This is a genomic window from Lentzea sp. NBRC 102530, assembly GCF_030269365.1.
Lineage (GTDB): Bacteria > Actinomycetota > Actinomycetes > Mycobacteriales > Pseudonocardiaceae > Lentzea.
On the sequence record NZ_BSTF01000004.1, the window covers coordinates 584827 to 591534 of the forward strand.

Genomic DNA, 6708 nt, shown 5'->3' on the forward strand with positions numbered 1-6708 from the left:
GCACCGGTCACGAGGACCGGCTCTCCTCCACGGCGGAGTGCCGCGCGTTCACGACGACGAAGGATATCAGGCCAGCTCAGCGCACCGTGAAGGCGGCCTTCTCGGCACCGACCACGGCCTCGTAACCGCCGCGGGCGACCTCACGCCGTCCGTCGCCGTCCACGTCGCCGACGGTCAGCGCGAGCTGCGCGAGCTTGAACGACACCTCGACCTGCTTCGACTGTCCCGCAGCGAGTTCGACGCGGGTGAACCCCACCAGCCGGGCGTCCGGCGTGAGCACGGGGGAGGCCGGCTGACGCACGTAGACCGGCACCACGGTGGTGCCCGCACGCGTACCGGTGTTCGCCACCGTGAACTTCACCACGCCGTTCGAACGGTCCACCGACGCCGTCGTCCCCGAGGTCGTGAACGACGTGTAGGACAACCCGTGCCCGAACGGGTACAAGGGATCGTATTTCGCCCCTGCCGAGGTGTTCGCGCCCGGCAGCTGGTCGTAGGTCAGCGTCGGGTCGCCCAGCGCCTTCGGCCACGAGATCGGCAGCTTGCCGCTCGGGTTGACCGCGCCGAACAGCACGTCCGCGATCGCCCGGCCGCCCTCGCTGCCCGGCAACCAGCCCGCGACCAGCGCGTTCGCGTCGGCCGCCGCCCCCAGCACCTGCGGCCGCGCGGTCAGCAGCACCACGACCACGGGCCTGCCGGTCGCCTGCACCGCGTCCACCCACGCCTGCTGCTCCGCGGTCAGGACCGGGTTCTCCGTGTCGGCCGGACCTTCCGCACCGGGCTTCTCGCCGAGGACGACGACGACCGCGTCCGCACCCGCCGCCTCCGCCACCGCCGCGGCCTGAGTCGGAGCGTGCACCACGGACGCACCGGGAACGGCCTCGCGCACACCGGTCAGCACGGTCGCGGTCGGCGGCAACGGCGAGTCGTCCGGCACGCCCTGCCACTCGACGGTCCAGCCGCCGAGCTGACGCCGCACGTCGTCAGCGGTCTCGCCGGTCACGACGATCTTCTTCGCCGCCGGGGACAACGGCAGCACACCGTCGTTCTTGAGCAGCACCGTGCCCTCGGCCGCCGCCTGACGCGCGAGGTCGCGGTCGACGTTCACGACGTTGCCGTCGGCCTTCGCCGGGTCCACGTAGGGCTTCTCGAACAGCCCCAGGTCGAACTTGAGCTTCAGCACCCGCCGCACGGCCTGGTCGATCCGCCCGCGCGACACCGAGCCGTCCCGCACGTTCGCGAGCAGCAACGAGGTGAACTCGGCCGCGTTCGACGGTTCCATCGCCATGTCCACACCGGCGTTGACGCTCATCGCGATCGCCGTCTTGTAGTCGGGTGCGACCTTGTGCCGGTCCACCAGGTACCGCATGTCCTGCCAGTCCGAGACCGCGACACCCTTGAACCCCATGCGGTCGCGCAGCTGCGTCTGCAGCATGTACTTCGACGCGTGCACCGGCACGCCGTTCAACGACCCGGAGTTGATCATCACGGTCTTCACGCCCGCGTCGAACTGCGCCTGGAACGACGGCAGCACGAGGTCCTGCAGCTGCCGGATCGGGATCTGCGCCGCCGCGCGGTCGTGCCCGTTCGCCGGCGCCGAGTACCCGGCGAAGTGCTTCGCCGTCGCGGTCAGCTGCGCCGTGTCGTCCACCCTGGCCTGCTGCCCGCGCACGTTCGCCGCGGCCAGCTGCCCGGACAGGAACGGGTCCTCGCTGTAGGTCTCGTAGTAACGACCCCACCGTGTGTCGCGCGCGATGTCCGACACCGGCGCGAAGTTCCAGAACACACCGGTGGCGCGCAACGCCTTCGACGCCGACACACCGATCTTCTCCTGCAACGCCGGGTCCCACGTCGCGCCGAGCCCGATCTGGTGCGGGAACATCGTCGCGGAGATGACGTTGTTGTGGCCGTGCACGCCATCCGACCCGTAGATGATCGGGATCTTCAACCTGTTGTTCTCCAACGCGTAGCGCTGGATGGCGTTGTTCATCTCGGCCCACGCCTTGGGGGTGTTGTCGAGCGGCGCGTCACCACCACCGGACAGGATCGACCCGACGTGCGCGTCCGCGAGGACCGCCTTCAGGCACGAGTCGACCAACGGCCCGTTGACGTTGTTGCAGTCACCGCGCAGCTTCCCGACGCGGATCTGCGCCATCTGCCCGATCTTCTCCTCGAGCGTCATCCTCCGCAGCAGGTCCTCGACCCGCCGCTCCGTCGACGCCCGACCGTCCAGGTAGATCTCTCTACCCGCCGCCAGACCACCCGCCGGTGTCAGCGACGCGATCACCACAGCAACGCCCAGCACGCCGAGTCCGGCGCGCTTGCGGGAGAACAAAGACAAGACTCCTCCACGTTCCCGGTGCGCCCGCCGGACACCATCGCGTAGGGGGAGACGGACGAAACACCTCCGAACGGAGGAACTCGATGACAGCGTTTTCATGCAGGTGAAACGCCTGATCAGCCACCCCCGCCGAAAGGAGGAAAAATGGCGGGATGACACTGCCCGCGCTGCCCGAGGAGACGTTCAGACGGGTGCTCTGCGTCGTCGCGCACCCCGACGACATGGAGTACGGCACGTCCGCGGCCGTCGCCCGCTGGACCGCCCGCGACATCGAGGTCGGCTACCTCCTGCTCACCGCGGGCGAGGCCGGGATGCCGAACCCTCCGGAGGAGACCGCCCGGCTGCGCGCCGCCGAGCAGCAGGCCGCCTGCGCCGTCGTCGGTGTGGAGCGGCTGACGATCCTCGGCCACCCGGACGGCCACCTCGTCTACGGCCTGGACCTGCGCCGGGACATCTGCCGCGAGATCCGCCGGTTCCAGCCGGACGTGGTGTTCGGCAGTTCGTTCGCGGTCGAGACGCCGTGGGGCTTCGACCAGGCCGACCACCGCGCCGCCGGCCTCGCGACCCTCGACGCGATCCGCGACGCGGGCAACCGGTGGATCTTCCCCGAGCAGGTGGACGAAGGCCTCGAACCGCATTCGCCGCGCTGGTACCTGGTTCCCGGATTGGGGGACGAGGCGACGCACGGCGTTGACGTGACGGGGGAGCCGTTGCGACGAGGCGTGGCCTCTCTCGAGGCGCACGCCGCCTATCTGGCCGCGCTTCCCGGCCATCCCGCCCCCGCGGACTTCATCCCGAAGTTCACCGCGATGGGCGGCCAGGCCATGGGCGTCGAGCACGCCGTGCTCTTCCGCGCCCACGACCTGGAGGCACCACCGGCCATCTGACACCTATTCGTCCGGGTCTTCTTCCGCCGGCTTCTTGGGAGGCCGGCCCCGGCGAGGCATCTTCTTCGCCTCGCCGGGCAGCCGGCCCGCGTCCGCCAGCGCACGTCGCAGCAGGAACTCGATCTGCGCGTTGGTGCTGCGCAGCTCGTCGTTCGCCCACCTGCTCAACGCGTCGTGCACCGCCGGATCAAGCCTGAGCAGGACGCTCTTGCGATCCGCCATCAGGTGTAGAGCGACCCGGTGTTCACCACGGGCTGAGTGGAACGGTCACCGCACAGGACGACGAGCAGGTTCGAGACCATCGCCGCCTTGCGCTCCTCGTCGAGCTCGACGACGTCGTGGTCGGCCAGGCGCTCCAGCGCGAGCTCGACCATGCCGACGGCGCCCTCGACGATCCGGGTCCGCGCCGCCACGACCGCACCGGCCTGCTGCCGCTGCAACATGGCGTGGGCGATCTCCGGTGCGTACGCGAGGTGCGTGAGCCGCGACTCGATCACCTTCACGCCCGCGGACTGCACCCGTGCCGCGATCTCGATCGCCAGCGTCTCGGTGATCTCGTCCGCGTTCTCCCGCAACGAGAGACCCGTCTCGTCGTGGTTGTCGTACGGGTAGCTGTTCGCGATGTGCCGCACGGCCGTCTCCGTCTGGATGCCCACGAACCGCACGAAGTCGTCGACCTCGAACCGTGCGCGCGCAGTGTCCTCGACCTGCCACACGACCACGGCCGCGATCTCGATCGGGTTGCCGTCCGCGTCGTTGACCTTGAGCGTCGCCGTCTCGTGGTTGCGGATCCGGACCGAGATCTTCTCCCGCGTGGTGAGCGGGTTCGCCCACCGCAGCCCGTCCGTGCGCGCCGTGCCGACGTAACGGCCGAGGAACTGCAGCACCCGCACCTCGCCGGGCGCGACCGTGAAGAGTCCCTTCCAGATCACCGCCGACGCCAGGAACAGCAGGACGCCGGTGAGCAGCAGCCCGGCCGCCGGTTCGCCGTCGGCAGCATCGGTCGCCTTGATGCCCTCGATGACCGTCCACACGCCCACAGCGAGCACCGCCAACCCAGCGAAGAACATGGGGAGACCGGGCAGTTCGCGCGCTTGCTTCTCGCGGACGACTGGCGCCGGCATCTGGACCGTCGTTTCGATGGATGCACTCATCCAGGACCCCCTAGCGAAGTAGTAGCTAAGTGATATCACTTTTTCGCGGTGATTGCAAGTTACGCTGCGTCGCATGAGGGCGAAGAAGCAGCGTGTGGCCGCTTACGGGGTGTGCATCAACGAGCGCGACGAGATCCTGCTGGCGCGCTGGCTTGGCCCAAAGGGCAAACGTTGGATCCTCCCCGGCGGCGGCATCGACCACGGCGAGCACCCGTACGACGGCGTCATCCGGGAGTTCGAGGAGGAGACCGGCCACGCCGTCGAGGTGGTCCGCCTGATCGGCATCGACTCCGAGCTCCGCGAGGAGTCGGACCGCGACTACCACGCACTTCGAATCATGTACGAGGTGCGGATCGTGGGTGGCGAGCTGCGCAGCGAGGTGGGCGGCACGACCGACCTCGCGCAGTGGCACCCACTGGCAGACATCGGACAACTGGACCGGGTGCCGTCGCTCGATACGGCCCTTGGTCTGTACCGAACTGCCCCACCCGCCGGAATCTTGCGCTAGCTTGGACCTACCGCCGCCGACGACCCAACACCGGAGTTGGCGAATGATCCGATCACTGGCCGCAGTCGGCGCGGCCGCCCTGCTGTCGTCCTTCGTTCACGTGCCTGCTTTCGCTGCCGTCGTCGGCGTCTCGAGCGTGTCCTCCCTGCAGGCCGCGATCGACACCGCACGACCTGGGCAGCGCATCGTGCTGGCCGAGGGCGTGCACACCGCCGAACGACCCGTCAAGATCACCAAGTCGGGCATCACCGTGGCCGCCGCGAACGTCGGCCGCACGGTGTTCACCCGGGGCGGCCTCGAACTCGGGGCCGTTCGAGACGTGACGATCGAGGGCTTCGTCTTCGACGGAACCAGCTCGATGACGGTCCCGGTCGAAGCGCAGGCCACGCGCATCACCCGCAACACCTACAACGGCAACAAGGACGGCGCCTCGCTCACCGTGAGCGCGAACGACGTCGAGGTCGACCACAACACGTTCTCGAACCGCAGCAGCGAGGGCGTGTACCTGCAGATCACCGGTCCGGGCAGTGAGATCGCCCAACGGACGCACGTGCACCACAACTACTTCTACAACCACAGCTTCTCCGGCGCGAACGGCGGCGAGTCGATCCGGCTCGGCTACAGCCACAAGCAGTCGAAGTCGGCGTACGCGATCATCGAGTACAACCTGTTCGAGAAGGCCAACGGCGATCCCGAGGCCATCTCCGTGAAGTCCTCGGACAACACGATCCGCTTCAACACGATCCGCGACAGCAAGGGCTACATCGTCCTGCGGCACGGCAACCGCACCACGGTCGAGGGCAACCTGCTGTTCGGCAGTGGCATCCGGTTCCACGGGAACGACCACAAGGTGTTCAACAACTACGTGCAGAACACCGGGGACAGGGCGATCGTGTTCGGCAAGGGCTCGGAGACGGACAGCGGTCCGACGTCCACCTCGCACGACCGGCCCGACCGCGTGACGGTCGCGTTCAACACCCTGGTCGGCACGGGCGCGGTGGTCGACAGCGACACGGGCACTTACGCACCCAAGGACTGCGTGCTCGCGAACAACATCATTCAGGGGTCGTCGTCGAAGCTCGTCGACATGATGAGCGGCTCGACGGTCAAGTACGAGGGCAACATCGTGTGGGGCGGCACCGCCGGCATGCCGAACGGCTACAGGACGGTGGACCCGAAGCTCGTCCGCGACTCGAACGGTCTGCTGCGTCTCGCGTCCGGAAGCCCCGCGATCGACACGTCGGTGGGCTCCTACTCCTATGTGACGCGTGACTTCGACCTTCAGGCGCGCTCCGGCACGCGTGATGTCGGTGCGGATGAGTACAACTCGTCGGCGGTGCGGAAGCCGTTGACGAAGGCCGATGTCGGGGTCTCCGCACCCTGACGAACGCCGGCGGACGCATTTGTCCTGGTAGCCGCCTCGTGGCGGTTACCGGGACCCCCCGATTTGGAGATCGAAACAGGCCCGTGTAATGTTCTCCATGTCAGAGCGAAGCGGGCCGGGAAATACAGACCGGAACGGGCCTGGCCAAAAAACCGGAAGAGAAAGAGCCTCCGAGAGGCCGATTTGACACCGGACAGCGAGACCAAATAAGCTTCAAACACAGCCCCGAGAGAAAGCCTCCGGAAACGGAGACTGGAACCGGTGAGCGCGTGTTCTTTGAGAACTCAACAGCGTGCCGAAACACAGTCAGTAATATGAATACCCCTCGTCGGGGTATTCCTTTGAGAGTAATACCAGATTGCCAGACATATTCCGTCTGGAGCGATCAAACACAATCCTTATTGGAGAGTTTGATCCTGGCTCAGGACGAACGC

6 protein-coding genes are annotated in these 6708 nt (G+C 67.6%); 3 read left to right on the forward strand and 3 right to left on the reverse strand.

All coding sequences use genetic code 11. The features are described from left to right. Positions 1-76: 76 nt before the first annotated feature. The gene (locus tag QSK25_RS14230) at positions 77-2341 is read right to left on the reverse strand and encodes a glycoside hydrolase family 3 N-terminal domain-containing protein (RefSeq protein WP_285638671.1); all 2265 of its coding nucleotides are present in this window, start codon (positions 2339-2341) and stop codon (positions 77-79) included. A 152-nt stretch (positions 2342-2493) separates the two neighbouring features. On the opposite strand from QSK25_RS14230, the gene QSK25_RS14235 reads away from it, so the two are divergent. After that, positions 2494-3228, forward strand: coding sequence for a PIG-L deacetylase family protein (locus tag QSK25_RS14235; RefSeq protein WP_285638672.1), 735 nt, complete (start codon positions 2494-2496; stop codon positions 3226-3228). Positions 3229-3231: 3 nt separating this feature from the next. Here QSK25_RS14235 and QSK25_RS14240 read toward each other — a convergent pair whose 3' ends face one another. Together QSK25_RS14240 and QSK25_RS14245 are read right to left on the reverse strand one after the other, a co-directional pair. Then, positions 3232-3450: a type II toxin-antitoxin system antitoxin gene (locus QSK25_RS14240; RefSeq protein ID WP_285638673.1), complete on the reverse strand. Its 219-nt coding sequence runs from the start codon at positions 3448-3450 to the stop codon at positions 3232-3234. Then, complete coding sequence (locus tag QSK25_RS14245) at positions 3450-4382, reverse strand: SPFH domain-containing protein (protein ID WP_285638674.1); 933 nt, start codon at positions 4380-4382, stop codon at positions 3450-3452. The genes QSK25_RS14240 and QSK25_RS14245 overlap by 1 nt, the downstream gene beginning before the upstream one ends. Before the next feature lie 73 nt (positions 4383-4455). Between QSK25_RS14245 and QSK25_RS14250 the strand changes: the two genes are divergently transcribed. Beyond that, complete coding sequence (locus QSK25_RS14250) at positions 4456-4890, forward strand: NUDIX hydrolase (protein ID WP_285638675.1); 435 nt, start codon at positions 4456-4458, stop codon at positions 4888-4890. Positions 4891-4933: 43 nt separating this feature from the next. After that, positions 4934-6274: a polysaccharide lyase 6 family protein gene (locus tag QSK25_RS14255; RefSeq protein WP_285638676.1), complete on the forward strand. Its 1341-nt coding sequence runs from the start codon at positions 4934-4936 to the stop codon at positions 6272-6274. The last annotated feature ends 434 nt before the right edge of the window (positions 6275-6708 follow it).